At 67.7% G+C, this 23,872-nt stretch carries 18 protein-coding genes; 14 read left to right on the top strand and 4 right to left on the bottom strand.

The window, feature by feature from the left end; all coding sequences use genetic code 11:
* The first annotated feature begins 39 nt into the window (after window positions 1-39).
* The 3 genes from QZ670_RS19400 to QZ670_RS19390 all read left to right on the top strand — a co-directional run bounded on the left by QZ670_RS19400 (window position 40) and on the right by QZ670_RS19390 (window position 3,487).
* Window positions 40-573 (top strand): CarD family transcriptional regulator, encoded by a 534-nt coding sequence (locus QZ670_RS19400; RefSeq protein ID WP_066722729.1) that lies wholly within the window; start codon window positions 40-42, stop codon window positions 571-573.
* Between the two features lie 116 nt (window positions 574-689).
* The gene (locus tag QZ670_RS19395; protein WP_294258739.1) at window positions 690-1,412 is read left to right on the top strand and encodes a head GIN domain-containing protein; all 723 of its coding nucleotides are present in this window, start codon (window positions 690-692) and stop codon (window positions 1,410-1,412) included.
* A gap of 218 nt (window positions 1,413-1,630) precedes the next feature.
* Window positions 1,631-3,487: a methyl-accepting chemotaxis protein gene (locus QZ670_RS19390; RefSeq protein ID WP_294258736.1), complete on the top strand. Its 1,857-nt coding sequence runs from the start codon at window positions 1,631-1,633 to the stop codon at window positions 3,485-3,487.
* Window positions 3,488-3,511: 24 nt separating this feature from the next.
* On the opposite strand, the gene pdeM is transcribed toward QZ670_RS19390, so the two are convergent.
* Window positions 3,512-4,174 carry a ligase-associated DNA damage response endonuclease PdeM gene (gene pdeM, locus QZ670_RS19385; RefSeq protein ID WP_294258734.1) on the bottom strand — a complete coding sequence of 221 codons (663 nt, stop codon included), beginning with the start codon at window positions 4,172-4,174 and terminating at the stop codon, window positions 3,512-3,514.
* A gap of 41 nt (window positions 4,175-4,215) precedes the next feature.
* Entirely contained in the window at window positions 4,216-5,622 is a 1,407-nt protein-coding gene (locus QZ670_RS19380; protein ID WP_294258732.1) for a M20/M25/M40 family metallo-hydrolase, read from the bottom strand.
* A 119-nt stretch (window positions 5,623-5,741) separates the two neighbouring features.
* On the opposite strand from QZ670_RS19380, the gene QZ670_RS19375 reads away from it, so the two are divergent.
* The 3 genes from QZ670_RS19375 to QZ670_RS19365 are packed head-to-tail and all read left to right on the top strand — an operon-like array spanning window position 5,742 to window position 9,573.
* Entirely contained in the window at window positions 5,742-7,328 is a 1,587-nt protein-coding gene (locus QZ670_RS19375; RefSeq protein ID WP_294258731.1) for a toll/interleukin-1 receptor domain-containing protein, read from the top strand.
* A complete protein-coding gene (locus QZ670_RS19370) occupies window positions 7,325-7,945 on the top strand; it encodes a nucleotide synthetase (RefSeq protein ID WP_294258729.1) in 621 nt (206 codons plus the stop codon). Before QZ670_RS19375 ends, QZ670_RS19370 begins: the two co-directional genes overlap by 4 nt.
* 53 nt (window positions 7,946-7,998) lie before the next feature.
* The gene (locus QZ670_RS19365) at window positions 7,999-9,573 is read left to right on the top strand and encodes a tetratricopeptide repeat-containing protein (protein ID WP_294258727.1); all 1,575 of its coding nucleotides are present in this window, start codon (window positions 7,999-8,001) and stop codon (window positions 9,571-9,573) included.
* On the opposite strand, the gene QZ670_RS19360 is transcribed toward QZ670_RS19365, so the two are convergent.
* Together QZ670_RS19360 and QZ670_RS19355 are read right to left on the bottom strand one after the other, a co-directional pair.
* Complete coding sequence (locus tag QZ670_RS19360; RefSeq protein ID WP_294258725.1) at window positions 9,563-10,261, bottom strand: Crp/Fnr family transcriptional regulator; 699 nt, start codon at window positions 10,259-10,261, stop codon at window positions 9,563-9,565. The genes QZ670_RS19365 and QZ670_RS19360 overlap by 11 nt on opposite strands.
* 90 nt (window positions 10,262-10,351) lie before the next feature.
* On the bottom strand, window positions 10,352-12,970 hold the full coding sequence (locus QZ670_RS19355) for a sensor histidine kinase KdpD (RefSeq protein ID WP_294258723.1): 2,619 nt from the start codon (window positions 12,968-12,970) through the stop codon (window positions 10,352-10,354).
* A gap of 471 nt (window positions 12,971-13,441) precedes the next feature.
* Between QZ670_RS19355 and kdpF the strand changes: the two genes are divergently transcribed.
* The 8 genes from kdpF (at window position 13,442) to QZ670_RS19315 (ending at window position 23,846) form a co-directional block, all read left to right on the top strand.
* Window positions 13,442-13,531, top strand: a complete 90-nt coding sequence (gene kdpF, locus QZ670_RS19350) for a K(+)-transporting ATPase subunit F (RefSeq protein ID WP_121072296.1) — start codon at window positions 13,442-13,444, stop codon at window positions 13,529-13,531.
* A gap of 10 nt (window positions 13,532-13,541) precedes the next feature.
* Window positions 13,542-15,245: a potassium-transporting ATPase subunit KdpA gene (gene kdpA, locus QZ670_RS19345; RefSeq protein WP_294258718.1), complete on the top strand. Its 1,704-nt coding sequence runs from the start codon at window positions 13,542-13,544 to the stop codon at window positions 15,243-15,245.
* A gap of 12 nt (window positions 15,246-15,257) precedes the next feature.
* Window positions 15,258-17,276 (top strand): potassium-transporting ATPase subunit KdpB, encoded by a 2,019-nt coding sequence (gene kdpB / locus QZ670_RS19340; RefSeq protein WP_294258715.1) that lies wholly within the window; start codon window positions 15,258-15,260, stop codon window positions 17,274-17,276.
* A gap of 14 nt (window positions 17,277-17,290) precedes the next feature.
* A complete protein-coding gene (locus tag QZ670_RS19335) occupies window positions 17,291-18,118 on the top strand; it encodes a transporter (RefSeq protein WP_294258713.1) in 828 nt (275 codons plus the stop codon).
* Window positions 18,119-18,131: 13 nt separating this feature from the next.
* The gene (gene kdpC / locus QZ670_RS19330) at window positions 18,132-18,704 is read left to right on the top strand and encodes a potassium-transporting ATPase subunit KdpC (protein ID WP_294258711.1); all 573 of its coding nucleotides are present in this window, start codon (window positions 18,132-18,134) and stop codon (window positions 18,702-18,704) included.
* An 8-nt stretch (window positions 18,705-18,712) separates the two neighbouring features.
* Entirely contained in the window at window positions 18,713-19,399 is a 687-nt protein-coding gene (locus QZ670_RS19325) for a response regulator (RefSeq protein ID WP_294258708.1), read from the top strand.
* A 299-nt stretch (window positions 19,400-19,698) separates the two neighbouring features.
* A complete protein-coding gene (locus tag QZ670_RS19320) occupies window positions 19,699-22,698 on the top strand; it encodes a TonB-dependent receptor (RefSeq protein ID WP_294258705.1) in 3,000 nt (999 codons plus the stop codon).
* Window positions 22,699-22,787: 89 nt separating this feature from the next.
* On the top strand, window positions 22,788-23,846 hold the full coding sequence (locus QZ670_RS19315; protein WP_294258702.1) for a glycoside hydrolase family 43 protein: 1,059 nt from the start codon (window positions 22,788-22,790) through the stop codon (window positions 23,844-23,846).
* Window positions 23,847-23,872: the final 26 nt, after the last annotated feature.

Below are 23,872 nucleotides of genomic sequence, written 5' to 3'. Positions count from 1 at the left end.
TCCAACCGGGGCCGGTAATTCACGAAAGGTTCCTCGCACATGGCTGCCAAGGCGCTGTCCTTCGATGTCGGCGATTATGTCGTTTACCCCAAGCACGGCGTGGGCCGTGTGATCGAGCTGCAGAAGCAGGAAATTGCTGGAATGCAGCTCGAGCTTTACGTCCTGCGTTTCGAAAAAGAGAAAATGACGCTCCGCGTGCCGACCAACAAGGCCGAGAGCGTGGGCATGCGCAAGCTTTCCAGCGACAAGACGCTTCGCGAAGCGCTCGACACGCTGAAGGGCAAGCCCAAGGTCAAGCGCACCATGTGGTCGCGCCGCGCCCAGGAATATGAAGCCAAGATCAACTCGGGCGACCTCGTGTCGATCGCCGAAGTGGTCCGCGACCTGTTCCGTGCCGACGACCAGCCCGAGCAGAGCTATTCCGAGCGCCAGATCTTCGAAGGCGCGGCAAGCCGCCTCGCCCGCGAACTGGCGGCGATGGAAGAGATCGACGAGCCGGCGGCACTGGAAAAGATCCTGGATATCCTGCGCAAGGCCGCAGCGATCCACAACAAGGACAAGGTTCCCGCCTGAAGGCAAGGGACCCATAGGGTCGGATCGAAAGGGGGCGGGGCCACGGGCTCGCGCCCCCTTTTCGTTAGGCCCGGATTGTGTACTATAGCTGCAACACACGATCCGGGAGGTTCCACATGCGTCCGTTGCTCGTCCTCGCCCTGCTGCCGCTCGCCACGGCGTGCCACACCAGCTGGGAAGGCAAGGGTGCAAAGGTGGAGGCAAGCGGCACCGGCACCAGCCGCAGCTTCGCCGCACGCGATTTCACCGGCGTCGCGCTCAAGGGGTCGGATGATGTCGACGTGCGCACCGGAGCGGCGTTCTCGGTGACGGCGGAGGGGGATCCGGCCGTGCTCGACCAGCTCGACATCCGCCTGGACGGCCAGACGCTCAATATCGGCCGCAAGGGCAAGGCCGGCATGTTCTGGGACAAGGGCGGCTCGGCCAAGATCCACGTCGTCCTGCCGCGACTGGCCGAGGCCACGGTGGCGGGTTCGGGCACGATGCTGGTCGATCGCGCAGAGGGCAAGTTCGACGGCGTGGTCGCGGGTTCGGGCGACCTGAACCTTGCATCGGTAACGGCAAGAGAGGCGTCGCTGTCGATTGCCGGCTCGGGCAACATCACCTTGGCAGGGCGTTCGGACAAGATGGATGTCTCGGTCGCGGGTTCGGGCGATCTCAAGGGGCAGCAGTTCACCGCGAGCAGCGCCGACATCTCGATCGCCGGTTCGGGCAGCGTGCGTGCTAACGTGGCGGGGCAGGCATCGGTGTCGATCCTCGGCTCGGGCGATGTCGAGCTCCACGGCGGGGCGAAGTGCGAGGTGAGCAAGGTCGGCTCGGGCGACGTGAAGTGCTCGTGATCGGATCGCACGCAACACGATCACATAGCGCGACAATGTTGGTTCGGCGGCAGCCCCGAAGCCTTCCATCCTCCTTCGGCCCGTCCGCCAAGTGCGAGGGGCTGCCGCGCAAATTCTTGTAATTCGACGGGAAATCTCCGCGTTCTCCGCAAGCCGGTTCTATAAAGCCGGCGGGGGATGGATGGACATGAGCAACTGCTCAGCGCTGAGGTTTCGCCGTGATCGCCTTTTCGAATTTGAAGATTCAGTTCAAGATCCTGCTGCTCCTGGCGGCGCTTGCCGTGGTGACGCTGGGGGTCGCCTGGGTAGGCGGCCGCAATCTCGTGACAGCCGACACGAGCTACAGCGACATCGTCGACAACCAGCTGCCGGACACGGTTAAGCTCGTCCGCGCCTCGCGGCTCGCGACCGCGATGATGTATGATGGCTACAAGACCATGTCCTATGATGGAGGGTCCGCCGCCGCCCGTGCGGCTGCCGATGACGAGAAGACGTCCTACACCAAGGCCTCCACCTTCCTCGACGAGGTGGCGAAGAAGGAAACCGCCCAAGCCGCCGCCCTGACGCCGATGCGGGCGCGGCTTGATGACCTTCATGCGCAGCTTCAGAAGGCTATCGCCCTAGGCCTGCGGAACGACGACGAGGCCGCACGCCGTGCGCTCGCGAGCGCCGACGACACCGCGGCGCAGATGATCGGCACGTTCATGGCCATCAATGATCGCCGGGTACTGGACGCCCAGAAAATTTCGAGCGACCTGACCGACACTTCCTTGTCGCTGCGCGCCATGCTGCTGCTGTCCGCCGTTGCTGCCATTCTCGTGACGATGGGCGCCGCCTTCTGGACGTCGAAGGCGCAGATCGTGGGTCCGCTCGCGCGTCTGCAGGAGGCGATGCGGGCGCTGGCCGGCGGCAATCACGCGGCCGAGGTGCCGGGCACCGATCGCGGCGACGAGGTCGGCGCGATGGCCAAGTCCGTGCTGGTGTTCAAGCAGGCGGCGATCGAGCAGGACGCGAGCGCCAAGGCGAAGGCTGTCAACGATGCGGCGCAGCAGCTCGTCGTCGAGACGCTCGAGGAGCGCCTCAAGCGGCTGGCGGAAGGCGACCTCACCGCTTCGATCGACACGCCGTTCGCGCCTGAATACGCGGTCGTCCGCGACAACTTCAACGCCGCCATCGCCGCGCTCCGCGACCTGATTGCCTCGGTGATGGAAAGCGCGGAGACGATTTCCACCGGCTCGGCCGAGATCGCCCAGGCCAGCGAGGACCTCGCCCGTCGCACCGAAGGCGCTGCCGCCAGCCTCGAAGAGACTTCGGCTGCGGTGACCGAGATGAACCAGCGCATCAAGAACACCGCGACCGCTGCCGTGCAGACGGTGGAGCGGGCGAACGGCGCCATCGGCGTGGTCGATTCCGGCCGCAGCGTCGCCGACGAGGCGATGCAGGCGATGACGCGGGTTTCCGAAAGCGCCAAGGGCATCGACACTGTGATCGAGGGGCTCGACAAGATCGCCTTCCAGACCCGCGTGCTCGCGATGAACGCGGCCGTCGAGGCGGGGCGTGCGGGCGAGGCGGGGCGTGGTTTCGCCGTCGTTGCCGATCTCGTCTCGGCACTGGCAATGCGGGCGGAAGAGGAAGCCGGCCGCGCCCGCGATCAGCTCACTGCCACCCAGGCCGATGTGACGGCAGCGGCAGAGATGGTCCGCCGTGTCGATGCGGCGCTCGGCGCGATCGTCGGCGACGTGAACGAAGTGCATGGGCTGCTCGAGACGATGGCCACCGACAACCAGGCACAATCCTCGACCGTCACCCAGGTGGCCACCGCCATCGGCAGTATCGACCAGATGACCCAGCAGAACGCGGCGATGGTGGAGGAAACCTCCGCGGCTGCCCGCAACCTCAATTCGGAGGTCGGGGCGCTCAAGGCGCAGGCGTTGCGCTTCAACACCGGCGGCCAGCGTGCGGTCTCGTCCGCCCCAGCTGTTCGCCGCGCCGCGGCACCTGTCGCGCCGCGGGTCAAGTCGGTCGCCGAAGTACGCAGCAGCACGGTCGACGCGTCGGAATGGGCGAGCTTCTGATCGCTCGCCAGACAGGGACGGGGCTCAGGCTGCCAGCGGAAAGCGCAGCAGCTTGCGCTCCGTCGCCACCAGCGCCTCGGCGCCGGGCCCTACCGCGCGGACAATCTCCGGATGTCCGGCGTCCAGCCCGCCGGTGAGGGCGCCGAACGCCGGCAGGATCAGCTTGGTACCCGTCGCCACGAAGCAGCGCCGGGCGACATGGCGCCCGCGCACCGTCAGCCGCAGCTTGGGATGGAAGTGGCCGGACAGCTCCGGTCGCGGCTCGCCCGCTTCGGCTTCATGGCGCAGCACCAGGCCGTCGACCTCTGCTTCCTCGTGCACCACCCCGCCGCAGTGATCGACCAGCACCGAGTCATGGTTGCCGGTGATCCAGTGCCATGCGAGCCCGCCGGTCAGCGCGGTGAGCATCGCACGGGCCTGCGCCGGCAGCCGCTCGCAGCCCTCGACGTCGTGGAAGCTGTCGCCGAGGCACCAGAGCTCGATCGGCGCGACGCGCTCCACCAGCGTCGTCAGCGCCGAGAGCGTCGCCAGCGTGTCATAGGGCGGCAGCATCTGCCCGCCGAGCGCGAACCAGCTCGCCTTTTCGAAATGCAGGTCCGCGACGAGCAGCGCCCGCCGCGCCGGCCAGTAGAGCGCGCCCTCGGGCAGCGCGCGAAAGTCGTGGCCGGCGAACGAAAGGGGAACCATTGCGCTGCTATCCCGCTTCCGTTCGCCGGCGTCAATGCTTCTCAGGCGGCCACCGTCGCACGTTCGGCTGCGGCCGTCTCGCCCAGGGCCCCCAGGATGCGCACCCAGGAGCGGATGCCCTTGTGGAAGCTCTTCAGCTCGTACTTCTCGTTGGGTGAGTGGATATTGTCGTCGGGCAGCGCGAAGCCGACCATCACGCTGTCCATGCCCAGGATCGAGCGGATCGAGTTCACCACCGGGATCGAGCCGCCGCAGCCGAGCAGCGCCGACTTGCCCCATTCGGCATCCAGCGCGCCCTGGGTCGCTGCCAGCGGCCCGCTGTCGCTCGCCAGGCTGATCGCGAAGCTGCCGGGGCCGCGGCTCTCGAACGTGGCCGAGCAATCCTCGGGCAGGCGAGTGCGGACGTGGGTCTGGAAGGCGTCCCACACCTGGTCCGGATCCTGGGTGCCGACCAGGCGGAAGCTCACCTTGGCGTGCGCTTCGGCCGGGATCACCGTCTTGAAGCCTTCGCCGGTATAGCCGCCCCACATGCCGTTGATCTCGGCGGTCGGGCGCGACCAGACCTGTTCGAGCACGGTCTTGCCCGTCTCGCCCGCGGGCACGCGCAAGCCGATCTCGCCGAGGAATTCGCCGGCATCGAAGCCGAGCTTGTTCCAGCTCTCCAGCACCGCCGGCTCCGTATCGGGCACGCCGTCATAGAAGCCGTCGAGCGTCACCCGACCATCGGCATCCTTCATCTCGCCCAGGATGCCGGCGAGCAGCTGGAGCGGGTTGCGCGCCGCGCCGCCGTACAGGCCCGAGTGGAGGTCGCGCGAGGGCCCGCGCACCGTCACCTGACCCGCCGCCATGCCGCGCAGGCCGATGGTGATGCCGGGGGTGTCGCGGTCCCACATCAGCGTGTCGCAAATGAGCGCGAAGTCGGCCTTCAGCTCCTCGGCATGGGCGTGGAGGAAGGGTTCGAGGCTGGTCGAGCCCGATTCTTCCTCGCCCTCGAACAGGATGGTCACGCGGCAGGGCAGGCGGCCTTCCGCTGCCTTCCACGCCCGACACGCCTCGACGAAGGTGCGCAGCTGGCCCTTGTCGTCCGAGGCGCCGCGACCGACGATCGTCTTGGAGCCGTCTTCGCGGGTGTCGATCCACGGATCGAACGGGTCGCGCGTCCAGAGTTCGATCGGGTCGACCGGCTGGACGTCGTAATGGCCGTAGAACAGCACGTGCGGCCCGTCGCCGTCATGGTGCGCGACCACCATCGGATGCCCCGGCGTATCCGCAACACGTGCCTCGAAGCCGAGCTCCGCCAGCTCGGCGGCGAGCTGTTCGGCGGCGCGGCGGCAGTCGGCGGCATAGGCCGGATCGGTGGAGATGGAGGGCACGCGCATCAGCGCGACGAGGCGCTCCACGCTGGAATCGAGCTGCGCATCGGCGATCGCAAGGACGGAGTCGGTCATGGGTCCCCAGCTATGCCTCGCCACGCCCGCCCGCAACCCCGGCGGAGGGGCAGGGGTGTCTCGAAAGGGTTGCCGCTATCCCGGCGCTCTGAGATAGTCGCGGTCGGGGAAGGGACCGCGTGACAACGACAGAATCGGGCGCGAGCGCGCGGTACGGCGCGTTCATCAGCTACAACCATGCCGATCGCGGCCGCGCGCGCTGGCTGCACCGCGCGCTGGAGCGCTATCGCATCCCCGCCAAGCTGGTCGGGCGCGAGGCGGCCTTCGGGCCGGTGCCGCGGCGGCTGGGGCGGATCTTCCGCGATCTCGACGAACTCTCCGCCGCCAGCGACCTCAGCGCCGAGGTGCGCGCGGCGCTGGCCGAGTCCGCCTGCCTGATCGTCGTCTGCACGCCTGCGGGTGCCGCCTCGCAATGGGTGGCGCGCGAAATCGCGCTGTTCCGCGAACTCCATCCCGATCGCCCGGTGCTCGCCGCGCTGTTCCAGGGCGAGCCCGGCGAGGCGCTGCCGCTGCCGCTGCGGCGCACCGCCGACGGCGCGGAGACCGAGCCGCTCGCCGCCGATTTCCGCGAGGGCAAGGACGGCAAGCGGCTGGCGCTGCTCAAGCTGGTCGCGGGCGCGGTGGGGGTGCCGCTCGACGCGCTGGTGCAGCGCGACGCGCAGGCGCGGGTGCGGCGCGTGACGGCCGTCACGGCGCTCGCGATTCTTTTGCTGCTAGCCATGGCCGGATTGACGATCCTGGCCGTGCGGGCCCGCGGGGAGGCGGAGGCTCGGCGTGCCCAGGCGGAGGGGCTGGTGGAATTCATGCTGACCGACCTGCGGGGCCGGCTGAAAGAGGTCGGCCGGCTCGACGTGCTTCGGGAAGCCAATGCGCGTGCGCTGCGCTATTATGGCGAGCAGGATCTGGCGACGCTGCCCCCCGACGTCCTCGCCCGCCGCGCCCGCGCGATCATGACGATGGGCGAGGACGCGATGGAGGCAAAGGAAACCGCCCGCGCCCGCGCCGCCTTCCTCCAGGCCAACCGCATCACCCACGCGCTGATCGAGCGGGAGCCGAACCAGTACGACATCGTGTTCGCGCATGCGCAAAGCGAGTTCTATCTGGGAAACCTGCACTTCAAAGCTAGGGAACTCGCTGCTGCCGAGCCACATTTTGAGGCTTACGCAGCATTAGCGCGCCGGCTGATGGCGCTTGGTCCCGCGAATCCGCACAGCGCTGAGGAAGTCGCCTATTCCGCCGGAAATCTGTGCTCTCTTAAGATGGACCAGCATGCGGCCAATAACGTGGTCGCGCTATGCACGGAAGCTCTTAACGCTGTAGAGGCGTTAGCGCGGCGCGAACCCAAATCGGAACAGCGTTGGCGGGACGTTGCGAACCGGCAGGGGTGGCTAGCAGACGCGTATGTCGACCGTCACAAAGTCCCTGAGGCACTCGAATTGCGGCGTCAGCAGGTTGCGTTGCTCCAGCGCTTGCTGGTCCAAGATCCGCAGAATGCGCGCAACCAGCGCATGTTGATCTGGGCCGAACGCGCTCTTGCGAACACCGAAGATCTCCATGGCGATTCTGCAATGGCGCGGCGGCGCATGGAGGCGGCAATCGCCGACCTCCGTAGAATGACGGGGTTAGATACCGAAAATCAAGAACTCGCTACTAGGTTGAAGGATATGGAGGCCGACCTGGTCTACATGCAAAGGCGAGATAAATGATTGGTCAATATCCTCTGTCCATATACCCGCCGTCGTACATCCGGCTGGTAAAGCGGTATCAGATTTTTGCTAGCAGTGAGGGTGGATATCCGCTTGGATCTCTGAAGTTTCATATTCAGGGATTTGAGGCTGTCGATGAGTTCGGTAACGGCAAGGAGGTTTCGCCCGGAGACGACTTTACCAAGATTGTCCGCGACTTCGTCGTAGCGCCGCCGAACATCAAAGTTGGCCTCGCCGGGTTGACGACGCCGCCGCCTACGCCGCTGGATATCGTAGTGCGAGAGCCGTGCTGCGTCATTTTTAAGCTGATCGGTGATTTTTGGGAATATACGCCTAATAGTCTATATGTTAGTACCAAGAATGAATATCCCGATGGTAAGTATCGCCGCGCGTTTCCGCTGCTGGATGATGATGGTAGGATTGCTGCTGTCGGGTTCTTTGTTGAAAGTGTAACCAATCCCCAGCATCGTAAGACGTGCGAAGGGCTGAACTTATACGTAGACTTTATCCAAGGGGATTTGCGCATGCCCACGATTATCGATCCGGACGTGGAAAACCAAGGTGGTCGTAGGCCGCCGACCCCGCCGACGCCGCCGGAACCCGATGAAGGGGATTGAACGAATCTTCGCTTCGAAGACTGGGGAGTATGCCGGGTAGGATGACGTCGAGTGTGCTAGCGATAACGGCCCAGGCGCGTGCCGGTGCGCTCGATCTCGCCTGGCGGATGTTTCGCGACGCGGGTTATGACCGCGTCGCGGACGATCCCGCCGTGCTCAGCCTGCGCGGCAGGCTCCTCAAGGACGAGGCACTGCTGCTCGCCGGCGAGGCCCGGCGGCAGCATGCCCGCGAAGCCGCCGCCGCCTATAGCGCGGCGGCGCAGTTGGCCCCGGCCCCCTATCCCCTGATCAACGCGGCGACGCTCGCACTGATCGCCGGGGACGTGGCGGGCAGCCAGGCGCTGGCCGCCGACGTGCAGGACCTGCTCCAGGCAGGCGTTCCCGACGAAACCCCCTATTGGCTCGGCGCGACCGAGGCCGAGGCGCTGCTGCTCGCCGGCGACCGCGACGCCGCCGAGACCGCGCTCGCCCGCGCGATCGGCGCGGCGCCGCTCGCCTGGGAAGACCATGCCTCGACGCTGCGCCAGTTCGGCGTGATTCTCGCCGAGCAGGGCGCACCGGCGGCATGGCTCGATGCCTATCGCCCGCCGCGCAGCCTCCATTTTGCCGGCCATATGCGCCTGCCCGAGGACGTGGCGGCGCTTTCCGAATCGATCGATGCGCTGCTGGCGCAGGAGCGGGTGGGCTTCGGCTATGGCGCGCTCGCCGCCGGCGCCGACCTGCTGATCGCCGAGCGGCTGATCGCGCGCGGTGCCGAGCTGCACGTGGTGCTGCCCGGCGACGTCGCGGCGTTCGTCGATCGCTCGGTGCGGCCGCATGGCGAAGGCTGGGTGACGCGCTTCGAGGCGGCGCTGGCCGAGGCCGCCAGCGTCCAGGAAATGGGCGAGGCGAGCCCGGCGGCGTTCATGCCCTCGGTCCGGCTCGCCGATCTCGTCGCGATGGGGCGCGCGGCGATGCATGCCGGGCTGCTCCAGTCCGAGGCGGTGCAACTGCTGCTCGGCCCCGCCTCGGTCGACGAAGTCGGCCAGAGCGCGCACGCTGGTGGATTGTGGCGCAAGGCGGGGCGGCGCCAGCATCTGCTGCCGCTGCGCGCCCCCTCGGGTCCGCAGGGGGCCGATCGTACCGCGCCGCAGGTGATCTCGGTGCTCGCGGTCGACCTGCTCGGCGGCGAGGGCGAGGATTTCATGGCGCTCGACCGCGACGTCGCCGGGCGCCTGCCGGCGCTGCGCCAGGCGCTGTGCCACACGCCTACGCTCGCCATCCGCTGGACCTCGCGGCGGCTGCTGATCGCGTTCGAGGGCACCAGCCAGGCGTACGGTGCGGCGGTGCGGCTGTCGGCGACGCTGGGGGCGAGCGGGCCGTTCCGCCAGGCGCTGCACATCGGCCTCGCCATCTCGATCGACGATCCGGTGACCGGCGCGCCCGTGCTGCTGGGCGGCGCCTTCGACCTCGCCGAGCGGATGCTGGGGGTGACGACCGCTGGCGCCACCTTCGCCAGCGAAGCCTTCGCGGCCAGCCTCGCCGCGTGCGAGGCCGATGCGGGGCGGGCGGAGCTGGTCGGTGAGATGGCGCTGGTCGGCCAGGCGCCGACGACGGTCTACGCGCTCAAGCCGCGGTTCAGACGATAAGCGCTTCGAGCCGGGCGGGGGCGACGATCTCCAGCCCGTCCTCGTGCCGCTGGACGATGCCGCGCCGCTCGAGCGCGGATACGGCGCGGGAGACGGTTTCGCGCGCGGTCTGCACACGCAGGGCGAGGTCGGACAGCACCGGCAGCGGGCGGATCCAGCGCCCGTCCTGCGCGCGCGCCAGCCGCAACAGCTCGGCATGGACGCGGCCATTGGCGGAAAGCGTCAGCCGCGCCGAGACGAGCTGGCTCAGCGCGCCGAACTGGCGCACCATCGTCCGGGCCAGCACGATGCCGACACACGCATGGCGTTCGGCGAACGCGTAGAAGTCGGCCGTGGCGAAGCTGGCGATCACGGTCGGCATGGTGGCGGTGCAGTCGCTCGCCTGCTCGCGGCCGGGGTCGACGCCGCCGAAAATGTCGCCGGGATGGTGTTCGGCGATCTGGAGCACGCGGCCGTCCAGCGTCACCATCGCGGCGCGGACATGGCCTTCGAGTAGCACCAGCACGCGGCCCAGTATCTCGCCTTGGTGGACGACGGTGGCACCTTGCGGGCAGCGACGGAGCATCGCCGCCGCGGCCAGCTCGGTCGCGACCGCTTCGCTGCACGCGAAGAGTTGGGCGAACCGCGTCGCCAGGTCGATCTCGCTTGCCCCCACGCCCTGCGTTTCGATGTAAAACCGTGTTGCCACCATGTTGGCTGCAGCGCGGCATGGCAAGTCCGATCCGGAGGCACGGCGTCGGATTTGGATGTTTTCGTTCAATCCTTGCGCAAGCGCGCGTCAGACCGGCTGGAGGTCGACCGCGAACAGCGCCCCGCCGCCCTCGGCGTCCATGGCGCGGATGGGGGCTGCCATCGCCCCGGCAAAGCCCTTGGCGATGGCGAGCCCCAGCCCGCTACCGCCGGCACGGTCGCTGCCGGTCCCGCGCGCGAAGGTCTCGAAGATCGTCGCTTCCTCGCCGGGGGGCAGGCCGGGACCATGGTCGCGCACCGCTAGCCGCACCGCATCCGGGCGGCGCTCGCCGAGGATCTCGATCGGGCCCTCGCCGCCATGCACGGCGGCATTGGAGAGCAGGTTGAGCAGGATATGGTGGAGCAGCCGGGGATCGGCGCGGACCAGCGGCAGGTCCGGCGGCACGCGCAGCACCAGCTCGCGGCCGGCCAGCACGTCGCGCAGGTCGTGCACCGCGGCGGCAGCGGCGTCGGTGAGGTCGATCGGCTCCAGGTTCAGTGCCACGGCGCCGGCATCGATCCGCACCATGTCGATCAGATTGTCGAGGAAGCGGCGCAGCCTGGCGACCTCGGCCCGCGCGATGGCGGTGGCGGGCTCGTGCGGGTGGGCATGGGCGAGCGCGTCCACCGCCGCCGCCACCGAGGTGAGCGGCGTGCGCAGGTCATGGCCGATCGAGGAGAGCAGGGCGGCGCGCAGCCTGTCGCGCTCGCGCAGCACGGAGACTTCGCGCACGTCCTGCTCCAGCCGCAGCCGCTCATGCGCCAGCGCCGCCTGGCCGAGCAGGGTAGAGAGCAATAGCGCACGATCCGCGGTGATCGGCTCGCGGCCGTCGGGCGCGGCGAGGCCGATCACCGCGAGCACGCCCAGGCTGGTGCGCAGGGGGTGGAACTGCCAGTCGGCGGCGATCAGCGTGCCGGTGCCGACCCCGCCCGCCTCGCCGCTGCTCCACGCCCATTCGGCGGCGGCATGGTCGACCGCGCCCATCGGCGGGGCGTCTTCCGGACAGCTGGCGATGCGGGTCAGCGCACCGTCGCGGCGGACCAGCAGCAGCACCGACACGTCGAGCAGCCGCGCGATCTCCTCGCAGACGACGCGGCTGGTCGTCTCGGTGTCGGACGCGCGGGCCAGCGCCTGGCCGAAAGCGGCGACGGCGGCATTTTCCTGCGCGCTGCGCGTGCCGAGTGTCGCGCGCGCGCGCAAGCGGGCAGTGAGGTTGGCGGTGAACAGCGCGATCGCTTCCAGCACGAAGAAGGTCAGCACGCTTTGCGGGTCGCCGATCGTGAAGGTGTAGAGCGGCGGCAGGAAGAAGAAATTGTAGGCGAGCCCCGCCATTGCGGCTGCGGAGACGCCGGGCCCGAAGCCGTAGCGGAAGGCGATCAGGATCACTGGCAGCAGGAACAGGAGATCGGTGCCGCCCGCGCCGATCAGCGGCAGGCTGACCTTTCCCAGCAGCACGGTCAGCGCGACGGACAGCCCTCCGACCAGATGCTCCTGCCAGCGGCCGAGCGCGGGCAGGGCGGGGGCGCGGCGCTCGCGGGCCCGTTCCTCGGTCGAGGGCAGGACGTGGACCGCGACGCCCTGGCTGGCGCGCAGCATCGATTCGACGACCGAGCCGTGGCGCAGCTCGAACCACCAGCTGCGGCGCGAGCGGCCGATCACCAGCTGGGTCGCGCGCATGCCCGCAAGGTGGGTGCGCAGCCCGTCGATCACGGTGGCGGCGGGCACGGTGGCGACGGTGGCGCCGAGGCTGCTCGCCAGTTGCAGCGTTTCGGCGACGCGGTGGCGTTGCTCCGGGCGGAAGCGTTCGGCGCGCGGGGTCTCGATGAACACCACCTGCCAAGGTGCCTTCAGCGCGTCGGAAAGCCGCTTGCCCGCGCGCACCAGTCCGTCGCCGCCCGGCAGTTCGCTCACCGCCACCAGCACGCGCTCGCCGGCCGCGAAGGTGCCGGGCACCGCCAGCGCATCGAGATGGTCGAGCATCGCCCGGTCGACGCTGAGCGCGGCGCGGCGCAGCGCCATCTCCCGGAGCGCGGAAAGGTTCGCCTTGGAGAAGAAATGGGCGAGCGCGCGGCTGGCCTCGGCGGGCACATAGACCTTGCCCTCCTTCAGCCGGTCGATCAGCTCGTCCGGCGGCAGGTCCACCAGCTCGATCTCGGCATCGTCGAAGATCGCGTCGGGCACCGTCTCGCGCACCCGCACACGAGTGACGCTCGCCACCACGTCGTTGAGGCTTTCGACATGCTGGACGTTGAGCGTGGTGTAGACATGGATGCCGGCGTCGCGCAGCTCCTCCACGTCCTGCCAGCGCTTCGGGTGGCGGCAGCCGGGCGCATTGGTGTGGGCGAGCTCGTCGACCAGCACCAGCGTGGGCCGGCGCGCCAGGATCGCGTCGAGATCCATCTCCTCCAACCGGTGGCTCTGATGCTCCACCGCCTTGCGGGGGAGCACCTCGAAGGGGGCGACCAGCGCCTCGGTCTCGGCGCGGCCATGCGTCTCGACAACACCTACAACGACGTCCTTGCCGGCGCGCAGCCGCTCGGCGCCCCCGCGCAGCATCTCGAAGGTCTTGCCCACGCCGGGGGCCGCACCGAGGAAGATCTTCAGCCGCCCGCGCGCCTCGCGCCGGGCTTCGCGCAGCAGCGCATCGGGGTTGGGGCGATCGTTCAATGGGCGAGCCTCTCGCGGGTTGCGTTTTCCCAGTGGCTTGGAGTGCGGGCACTAGCCTCCAAGCCGTCATCCCCGCGAAGGCGGGGATCCATTCGCGCTGATGCGGCGGTTCCTGCCCCCAGCGCACAGGGCAATGGATTCCCGCCTTCGCGGGAATGACGGTGGTGTGTGGCAGGCGCCGACCCGCAATCCATCAGCGATTACCCTGTTCAATGCCGAGAAGCCCTCGATACGCCGAACCCGCAGCCGAACGCCACGCCCCGCCGCCCGACTATATGGATTCTTAATGCCGCCGCCCGGCATTCGCCGTCGAAGCTTAACGCTCACCAGACCTAGATCGCGCCCAAGGCCGCCACCCGGCGGCACGCAACAAGGGCCAACCCCATGTCCGACATTCTCTGGCTCGCCGCGCTCGGCGGGCTTTTCCTGCTTACGCTGGCCTTCGTCCAGCTGTGCGTGAAGGCCTGAGCGATGGGCCTGCACCTGATGCTCGCCGGCGCGACCGCAGTCGCGCTCCTCCTCTACCTAGTCGCGGTGCTGCTGCGGCCCGAGCGTTTCTGAGGAGAGCCGCATGACAGTTCAAGGCTGGGGCTTCATTGCCCTGTTCGTCGCCATCCTCGCTGCCGCCGCCAAGCCGATGGGGCTGTGGCTCTTCGCGCTGTACGAAGGCCGCCGCACCCCGCTCCACCGCGTCCTCGGCCCCGTCGAGCGCGGCATCTACCGCATCAGCGGCATCGATCCGAACGCCGAGCAGGGCTGGCGCGCCTATGCGCTGCACCTGATCCTGTTCAACCTTGCGCTCGCGGTGCTCACCTATGCGGTGCTGCGCCTGCAGGCGGTGCTGCCGTGGAACCCGCGCGGGCTCGCCGGCATGGGCGCCGACGGCGCGTTCAACACCGCGATCAGCTTTGCCACCAACACCAACTGGCAGGGCTATGCGGGCGAATCGACGCTTTCCAACCTGTCGCAGGCGCTGGGGCTGGCGGTTCACAACTTCACGTCCGCTGCGACCGGCATCGCCATCGCCTTCGCGCTTTTCCGCGGTTTCGCGCGGAAGGAGTCGCGCGGCATCGGCAATTTCTGGGCCGACTTCACCCGCGTCGTCCTCTACCTGCTGCTGCCGATCTGCCTTGTCTATGCGCTGTTCCTCGTGGCCAGCGGCGTGCCGCAGACGCTGGCGAGCAGCGTCGACGCGACCACGCTGGAAGGCGCGCGCCAGACGATCGTGCTCGGCCCCGTCGCCAGCCAGGAGGCGATCAAGATGCTCGGCACCAATGGGGGCGGCTTCTTCAACGCCAACTCGGCGCATCCGTTCGAGAACCCGACCGCGCTGACCAACCTGGTGCAGATGCTGTCGATCTTCCTCGTCGGCGTCGGCCTTACCTGGACCTTCGGCAAGGCGGTGGGCGACACCCGCCAGGGCTGGGCGATCCTCGCCGCGATGGCGGTGCTGTTCCTCGGCGGCATCGCGGTGACCTATGCGGCGGAATCCGCCGGAAACCCGGCGCTCCACGCGCTCCATGTCGCCGGCGGCAATCTGGAGGGCAAGGAAACCCGCTTCGGCGTGGTCGGCAGCGCGCTGTTCGCGGTCGTCACCACAGCGGCTTCGTGCGGCGCGGTCAATGCGATGCATGACAGCTTCACCGCGCTGGGTGGCCTGATTCCGCTGTTCAACATCCAGCTTGGCGAGATCGTTGTCGGCGGCGTCGGTGCCGGCATCTACGGCTTCCTGCTGTTCGCCATCCTCTCGGTGTTCGTCGCCGGGCTGATGGTGGGGCGCACGCCCGAATATGTCGGCAAGAAGATCGAGGCGCGCGAAGTGAAGCTGGCGGTGCTCGCGGTGGCCGTGCTGCCGCTGTGCATCCTGGGCGGCGCTGCGCTGGCCTCGGTGCTGCCGGCCGGGCTTGCGGGCATCGCCAATAACGGCCCGCACGGCTTCTCGGAGATCCTCTACGCCTTCACCTCCGCGACCGGCAACAACGGCTCGGCCTTTGCGGGTCTCTCGGCGAACACGCCTTTCTACAACGCCATGCTCGGCATCGCGATGTGGCTCGGCCGCTTCTTCGTGATCGTGCCGGTGCTGGCGATCGCCGGCAGCCTCGCCGCCAAGAAGCAGGTCGCCGGCGGCGTCGGCGCCTTCCCGACCACCGGACCGCTGTGGGTGGGGCTGCTCGTCGGCATCATCCTGATCCTGGGCGGGCTCACCTTCCTGCCGAGCCTGGCGCTGGGGCCGATCGCCGATCACGTCACGCTGCTCCGCGGCCAGCTCTTCTGAGGACGACAAGCAATGTCTGCACCCAAGTCCATCTTCGCGGCCGAGCTGATCGGCCCGGCCATCGGGGACGCGTTCCGCAAGCTCGATCCGCGCGAGCTGATCCGCAACCCCATCCTGTTCACCACGGCCGTCGCGGCACTGCTGCTCACCGTGCTGCTCGCGCTCGGCGGCGAGCCGCTGCCGGTGGGGTTCCAGGTCCAGCTGATCGTCTGGCTGTGGCTCACCGTGCTGTTCGGCACCTTCGCCGAAGCACTCGCCGAGGGCCGGGGCCGCGCCCAGGCAGCGTCGCTGCGCGCGACCAAGTCCGAGCTGGAGGCAAAGAAGCTCACCGGCGTCGGCGAGACCTGGCGCAAGGTCGAGGCGCATCTGCTCGAGCGCGACGACCTCGTGCTGGTCGAGACCGGCGACCTGATCCCGGCCGATGGCGAAGTCATCGAGGGCGTCGCCTCGGTCAACGAGGCCGCGATCACCGGTGAAAGCGCGCCGGTGATCCGCGAGGCGGGCGGCGACCGTTCGGCGGTCACCGCCGGCACGCGCGTCATCTCGGACAAGATCATCCTTCGCGTGACGCAAGATCCCGGCAAGGGCTTCCTCGATCGCATGATCGCGCTGGTCGAAGGCGCCGAGCGCCAGAAGACCCCGAACGAGATCGCGCTGACGATCCTGCTCGTCGGCCTGACGATCATCTTCCTGATCGCGGTGGGCACGATCCCGGCCTTCGCCACCTATGCCGGCGGTGCGATCCCGGTGGCGGTGCTGGCGGCGCTGCTGATCACGCTGATCCCGACGACCATCGCGGCGCTGCTCTCCGCAATCGGCATCGCGGGCATGGACCGGCTGGTGCGCTTCAACGTGCTCGCCAAGTCCGGCCGCGCGGTGGAGGCGGCGGGTGACGTCGACGTGCTGCTGCTCGACAAGACCGGCACCATCACCATCGGCGACCGCCAGGCGAGCGCCTTCCACCCGCTGACCGGGGTGGAAGAACGCACGCTGGCCGAAGCTGCGCTTACCGCCAGCCTCGCCGACGAGACGCCCGAGGGCCGCTCGATCGTGACGCTGGGCCGCGAGAAGTTCGCGTTTGACGCAAAGCTCGATGCCGATGCCGAAGTGATCCCCTTCACCGCGCAGACCCGCAGCTCGGGCGTCCGCCAGGGTGATACGGTTATCCTGAAGGGCGCGGTCGACTCCATCCTCAAGATGGATCCGGATGCTGCCGGTGCCGCCGAGCTCAAGCGCATCACCGACGGCATTGCGCGCGGCGGCATGACCCCGCTGGCGGTGGTCCGCAACGGCCGCCTGCTCGGCGCGGTGGCGCTGAAGGACGTGGTCAAGGCCGGGGTGCGCGAGCGGTTCGCCGAGCTGCGCCGGATGGGCATCCGCACGGTGATGATCACCGGCGACAACCCGCTCACCGCCGCTGCCATCGCTGCCGAGGCGGGCGTGGACGACTTCCTTGCGGAAGCGACGCCCGAGGACAAGCTCGCGCTGATCCGCCAGGAACAGCAGGGCGGCAAGCTCGTCGCGATGTGCGGCGACGGTACCAACGACGCGCCGGCGCTCGCCCAGGCCGATGTCGGCGTGGCGATGAACACCGGCACCCAGGCGGCGCGCGAGGCGGGCAACATGGTCGATCTCGACAGCGATCCGACCAAGCTGATCGAGGTGGTCGGCCTCGGCAAGCAGCTGCTGATGACCCGCGGGGCGCTCACCACCTTCTCGATTGCCAACGACGTCGCGAAGTATTTCGCGATCATCCCGGCGATGTTCGTCGCGCTCTATCCCGGCCTCGGCGTGCTCAATGTGATGGGCCTGTCGAGCCCGACCAGCGCGATCCTGTCGGCGGTGATCTTCAACGCGATCATCATCCCGTTCCTGGTGCCGCTCGCGCTCAAGGGCGTGACCTATAAGCCGATGGGGGCTGGCCAGCTGCTCGCCCGCAACCTTGCCATCTACGGCCTGGGCGGCCTGGTCGCGCCGTTCATCGGCATCAAGCTCATCGATCTGGCCGTTGCCGGCCTTCACCTCGCCTGAGGATTTGAACCCCAATGTTCCGTAGTTTTCTTTCGTTCGCGTCGCTCACCGTCGTTGCCGTTCCGGCCTTCGCGCAGGACAGCGTGCCTGCTGCCCCGGCGGCCGCCGCACCGTCAGCGCCCGCGCTGTGCACCGACCGCCCGACCAAGTCGAACTTCGCCTGCACCGTGCCGCAGGGCATGGTGCAACTCGAGACCGATCTCGGCAACTGGACCCGCACCGATGCCGGCGATACGCGCGTCGACACGATCCTCTACACCAACCCGACGCTCAAATATGGCCTGACCGGCTCGACCGACGTCGAGGCGAGCATCGCGCCCTATGAAACCGTCCGCACCCGCACCGCGCAAGGCACGCAGACGCTCCACGGCGTCGGTGACCTCACGCTGCGGCTGAAGCAGCGGCTCACCGATCCGGCGGGCCAGGTGCAGATCGCGCTGCTGCCCTTCGTGAAGATCCCCACCGCGAAGACGGGCATCGGCAATGGCCAGACCGAGGGCGGGGTGATCGTGCCGGTCAATATCGCACTGCCCAAGAGCTTTACGCTCACCTTCGGTCCCGAAGGCGACGTGCTCGCCGACAGCGACGGCCATGGCCATCATGCCCAGCTGGTCGGCACCGCCAATCTCGGCAAGGCGGTTACGTCGACGTTCACGCTGATCGGCGAGTTCTGGGTGGCCCGGAATTTCGATCCTGCCGGTTACGTCACCCAGACCTCCGCCGACATCGCCGCGACCTATCTGCTGCGCCCGACGCTGCAGCTCGATCTCGGCGCCAATTTCGGCCTGAACCAGGCCACCCCCGATGCCCAGGTCTATCTGGGCGTCTCCACCCGCTTCTGAGGAGGATATCGCCATGCGTTCCGATCTCGTTTCCGGCCTCCGGCCCACGCTCCTGTTCACGCTGATCTTCGCCGCGTTGCTGGGGGTCGTCTATCCGCTGGTGGTGACCGGCGCCGGGCAACTGCTCTTCCCGGCCCAGGCCAATGGCTCGCTGGTGCGCGACGATGCGGGCAAGCTGCGCGGCTCGATGCTGATCGGCCAGAGCTTCGCTGGGCCCCGCTATTTCCAGGGCCGCCCGTCGGCGGCGGGCAATGGCTATGACCCGCTGGCCTCGAGCGGCTCCAACCTGGGGCCGGCCTCGAAGAAGCTGGTCGACCGGGTGACCGCCGACCAGAAGCGTCTCGGTGCCGATGCCCCGGCCGATCTGCTCCAGGCTTCGGGTTCGGGCCTCGATCCCGAGATCAGCCCGGAAGCGGCGCGCTTCCAGGTCGCGCGCGTCGCCAAGGCGCGGGGCATCGCGCCGGATCGCGTAGCGCAGCTGGTGGAGGCGAACGTGCAGGAGCCGCTGCTCGGGCTGATCGGCGCACCGCGGATCAACGTCCTCGCGCTCAATCTCGCGCTCGACCGGCAGGGCGGCGCTCGCTAAGCCGAGCCATGGCGAGTGCAACCAAGGTCCTGATCGTCGAGGACGACAGCCATATCCGGCGGCTGCTGCGCGGGGCGCTTACCCGCGCAGATCACCAGGTGATCGAGGCCGCGACGGCGCGCGAGGCGATCGCCGCCTTCGGCATCGACAAGCCCGACGCGGTGCTGCTCGACCTCGGCCTGCCCGACCGCGACGGCATCGAACTGATCCAGCAGGCCAAGGCGGGCGGCGCGGCGGTGATCGTCGTCTCGGCCCGCACCGAGACGAGCGAGAAGGTCGCGGCGCTCGATCTCGGCGCCGACGATTACTGCACCAAGCCGTTCGATACCGAGGAACTGCTCGCCCGCCTCCGCACCGCGCTGCGCCACCGCATCGCTGGATCGGCCGAACGCGAGCAGCTGGTGGTGGGCAGCGTGGAGATCGACTTGCTCCACCGCCGCGTGCGCAAGGATGGGGAGGCGGTGCATCTGGCCCCCAAGGAATATGGCGTGCTGGCGCTGCTGGCGGCCCATCCCGACCGCGTGATCGCCCATGGCCAGCTGCTCCGCGACGTCTGGGGCCCGGCCCATGTCCAGCAGCTCGACTATTTGCGCATCGTGGTGCGCAATCTCCGGCAGAAGCTGGAGCAGGATCCCGGTCGACCGCAGCTGATCGTCAATGAGCCGGGTGTAGGGTACCGGCTGGTGGGCGGCTGACCCACGCGCGCGCAACGAATTCGCAAGGTCAAGGCTCGTCACCGTGTAGCGCAGCATTTTTGCGATTCCACGCTGTCCCGGCACAATGCGCCAGTGCAGGCCTGACAACGTTTACCTAACGAAATCAGTTTGTTGGCGATCGTTGCTGAAATGCCACAGTCACTGCCTCCATTTAATTGACAATTTGTTTTTCTATTGCGAAACCTCTCCGCAACAACCGCGGGCTCGCATCTGACATCGCGGTCACAAAGAACCATCGAGGGGCCTGGGGGCGCTCGGGTGAGAGAGGGAGAAGGATCGTGTCTCACGGTAATCTGTTCCGTACGTCGACGTTCGCGCGTCAGCGGTTGCTGGCCCAGCTGATGCTCGGCACCAGCCTGTGTGCCGCGCTGCCGGGGCTGGCCTTCGCCCAGGCCGCGACGACGCAGCCGCAAGCCGGCAACACCTCCGCGCCGCAGAACGCCGCGCCCGGGGACAGCGAAGGCGACATCGTCGTCACCGGCTACCGCGCCTCGATCGAGACCAGCCTGGCGCGGAAGCGCGACGCCAATGCGTTCGTCGACGTGATCACCGCCGAGGACGTGGGCAAGTTCCCCGACAAGAATGTGGCGGACGCGCTCCAGCGCGTGCCCGGCGTGGTGATCGAGCGCGACGGCGGCGAAGGCAGTCGGGTGAGCATCCGCGGCCTCAGCTCCGACCTGACGCTGACCGAGCTCAACGGCAACTTTATTGCCTCGGCCGATTCCGGCGATCCCTCGCGCAGCTTCAACTATCTGCTGCTGCCCGCGAACCTGATCGGCAGCGTCGAGGTGTTCAAGTCGTCCGAAGCCCGGCTCGACGAAGGCGGCGTCGGCGGCGTGATCATCAACCACACGCGGCGCCCGTTCGACCTCAAGCCCTGGTCGGGCAACGTCCAGGTCGAAGGCACCTATTCGGACGTCACCAAGAAGGTCGAGCCCAGCGTCTCGGGCCTGCTCTCCTGGCACAATGAGGCCAAGACCTTCGGCCTGCTGCTCGGCGCCACCTATCAGGAGCGCACCAACCGCACGCTCAGCGCCGCCACCGAGAGCTGGCACTGGTGGACGGACGAGAAGAACCCGAAGCAGGCGACCGACGTCAACGGCAAGACCTTCGCCAATGACGACGCCATCTCCTACTGGAACGACGGCGTGACCACTCAGGGTGGCACGCATTACAACGGCTATTGGGCGCCGCAGTCGGTCGACGAGACCGTGCTGATCGAAAAGCGCAAGCGTCTTGGCATCCAGGCGACCGCGCAGTGGCAGCCGTTCGAGGGCTTCAACCTCACCGCCAATTATTTCCGCTTCCAGCTCAACGGCGACAACGTCTCCAACCTCATCAAGATTCCCGAATGGGGCTATGGCGACTTCTTCACCGGCGGCAAGTTCGACAAGAGCGGGACGATCCTCACCTCGGCGACCTTCCAGGTGCCGCCGGACGGCACCGCCTGCCGCACCGGCAACACGCCGTGCACCATGGAAACCCCGGCGATGCAGAGCTATTATGCGCGCCAGAAGACCGTTTCCAACACCTATGACCTGCACGGCGATTTCACCCGCGATCGCCTGACCGTGTCGTTTGCCGGCGGCAAGACCCGCGCGACCGGCGGCCCCTCCTTCCAGTTCTACGCCCAGGCCAAGCCGCGGCTGGTGCTCGGCGACGGCCTCGCCAATCGCGTCAACGGCAACATGCTGAGCCAGTGGAGCTTCACCGACCAGTCGGTGGCGATGCAGTTCTCGCCCGACGTGCAGCAGAACCTGATGAAGGGCATCTCGCAGGTCGATCTCGGCTCGACCGGCTCGGGCTACACCAACAGCGCGATCGAGCAGAAATATGCGCAGATCGACCTGACCCGCCGCTTCGACAGCTTCATCGACTCGATCCAGATCGGCGCGAAGTGGCGCGAGGGCAAGGTTGAGCGGCAAACCGGGCGCTTCGAATGGTATTCGGATGCGGCGGGCACGCTGCGCTATCAGGATACCGCGGGCGCCGCGGTGACCCAGCCCGCCTTCTTCCAGAGCCAGCCGATCGGCAATATCGCCGGCGGCTTCTCGACGAGCGTCTTCCCGGCGTTCAACATGGACAACTATCTCGCCTATCTGAACAAGACCTATAACGGCCCGGTCCGCGTGCCCGAGCCCGAGAACCGCTACGACATCAAGGAGCGGATCTGGGCGGGCTATGCCCAGGCGAACTTCAAGATGAACAACGTCCGCGGCAATCTCGGCCTGCGCGTGGTGAGCACCAAGCAGTCGGGCGTCTCGACCGACGTGATCTATTACGAGAATGATTACTGCCAGAACACCAACGGCAACCCGTTCACGCCCCCGCCGGTCGGCCCGGACGGCAACTGCCTGGTGCTGCCGCAGTCCCAGCGCGAAGTGAAGGTGTTCAGCCCAAACGACGAGTCCAAGAGCTACACGGACTTCCTGCCGAGCTTCAACATCTCGTGGGACGTGACGCCCAACCTGCTGATCCGCGGTGCGGCATCGAAGGTGATCGCGCGTCCGGGCTATGGCGATCTTGCCGGCGCCCGCTCGCTGACCTTCAACTCGGACGCGTTTGTCTACGACCGCAAGCAGTTCGGCGCACTGCCCGGCTGGTTCGGCAGCGGCGGCAACTTCAACCTGAAGCCGTTCAAGGCCTGGCAGTATGACGTCGGCGTGGAATGGTATTTCCACCGCGGATCGGTGCTGGGCGGCACGCTGTTCCGCAAGGACGTGTCGGACTTCATCGTGCCGCTGGTGCTCGACGTGCAGAGCACCGTCGCCGGCAACACCGTGACCGTGCAGCAATATTCGACCCAGGCGAACGGATCGAACGCCGTGTCGCAGGGCATCGAGCTCTATGCACAGCATACGCTGCCCTTCGGGCTCGGTGCGCAGGTGAACTTCACCTATAACGACACCTCGGTCGCCGAGATCACCCTGGACGGCAAGAAGGTGGGCGATTCGCCGCTTGTCGGCAGCTCGAAAACGCAGATCAACGGCTCGATCTTCTATGAGAACAGCAAGCTGCTACTGCGCGCTTCGTATAATCGTCGCGGCACGCGGGTCGGCGGCATCCAGTCGGGCCTGAATGTCTATTCGGACCCGTATGAGCAGGTCGACCTCAACGCCTCGTACAATTTCCTGGAGAATCTGCAGCTGACCGCCTCGGTGATCAACCTCACCAAGTCGGAGGAGCGCGCGCATCTCGGCAACGACACCGACGCGCGGTTCATCAGCAACCAATATACCGGCCGCCGCGCCTATCTGGGCCTCGCCTACAAGTTCTGATCAAACCCCCCTCTGGCGGGGCGGCAACTTGCCGCCCCGCCACCTTTTTTATCCGTTTTTCATGCTGCGGATCGGCCAAGGAGAGGCTCATGCGATCGAAGCTCCGCCGGGCGCTCGCCCTTCTCGCCCTGATGGCGCCGCTCGCCGCCGCCGCGTCCAACCCGATCGTGCGCGGCTGGTATGCCGATCCCGAGATCCGGGTGTTCGACGGCCAATACTGGATCTACCCCACCTATTCCGCCGATGACGGCGTGCCCGACCGCAGCCGGCGCTTCACCCCCGCGCAGGAAGAGGCACGCAAGCGCAAGACGGTGCGGCCCTCCTACGCCTATCAGACCTTCTTCAACGCCTTCTCCTCGCCTGATCTCGTCCACTGGACCAAGCACCCCCACGTCCTCGACGTGACCCGGATTTCCTGGGCGGCCTATGCGATCTGGGCGCCCTCGGTGATCGAGGCGCAGGGGCGCTACTACATGTTCTTCTCCGCCAACGACATCCAGAGCGACAAGGAACTGGGCGGCATCGGCCTCGCGGTCAGCGACAAGCCCGGCGGGCCGTTCCGCGACGCGCTCGGCAAGCCGCTGATCGGCGGCTTCCACAATGGCGCGCAGCCGATCGACCCGTTCGTGTTCCGCGATACCGACGGGCAGGTCTATCTCTATTATGGCGGCTGGCGGCACTGCAATGTGGTGCGGCTGAGCAAGGACCTGCGCCGCGTGCTGCCCTATCCCGACGGTTCGACCTGGAAGGAGATCACGCCCCCGGGCTATGTTGAGGGCTCCTTCGTCATCCAGCGCAAGGGGGTCTATTATCTGATGTGGTCCGAAGGCGAATGGACGGGTTCGGACTACCGCGTCGCCTATGCGACCGGACCGAGCCCGACGGGCCCGTTCACCCCGCGCGGCACCATCCTCCAGGAGGATCCGAAGATCGCGCGGGGGGCGGGGCACCATTCGGTGGTCAACGTGCCCGGCACCGATCGCTGGTACATCGCCTATCATCGCCGCCCGCTCACCGACCAGCAGGGCGAGCATCGCGAACTCGCCATCGATCGCATGACCTTCAACCCGGACGGCACCATCCAGCCGGTCACGCTCACCAACGACGGCGTGGCGCCCGAACCGCTCCGCCGCACCCGCACCCATTGACGCCGCGCCCAGCCAAAGGAACCCTC

It is taken from the genome of uncultured Sphingomonas sp. (genome assembly GCF_913774285.1).
Taxonomy (GTDB): Bacteria; Pseudomonadota; Alphaproteobacteria; order Sphingomonadales; family Sphingomonadaceae; genus Sphingomonas.
The sequence above is the reverse complement of the archived record's forward strand: the minus strand, read 5'-3'. Positions and strand labels throughout refer to the sequence as shown.